General features: G+C 60.3%; 1 protein-coding gene. It reads right to left on the minus strand.

Features of this window, described 5'->3' with window-relative positions:
• Positions 1-380 (minus strand): phosphomethylpyrimidine synthase ThiC (locus B4E36_RS18825; RefSeq protein ID WP_345900682.1); only part of this gene is annotated, 380 nt, incomplete at both ends.

Consider the following 380-nt stretch of genomic DNA (forward strand, 5'->3'; position numbering starts at 1 on the left):
AGACTGAAGCTGACATCATAGGCCCGCGCGATGTCGCAGATCTCATCGAAATGCTCGTAGAGGAAGCTCTCGCGGTGATGATGCAGGCACCATTTGGCCATGATCGAGCCGCCGCGCGATACGATGCCGGTGACACGGTTCACCGTCATCGGGATCATGTGCAGCCGCACGCCGGCATGGATGGTGAAATAATCCACCCCCTGCTCGGCCTGCTCGATCAGCGTGTCGCGAAACACCTCCCAAGTCAGGTCCTCGGCGATGCCGCCGACCTTCTCCAGCGCCTGATAAAGCGGCACCGTCCCGATCGGAACCGGCGCATTGCGGATGATCCAGTCGCGGATATTGTGGATGTTGCGGCCGGTGGAAAGATCCATCACCGT

Source organism: Martelella sp. UBA3392, from assembly GCF_002358775.1.
GTDB lineage: Bacteria > Pseudomonadota > Alphaproteobacteria > Rhizobiales > Rhizobiaceae > Martelella > Martelella mediterranea.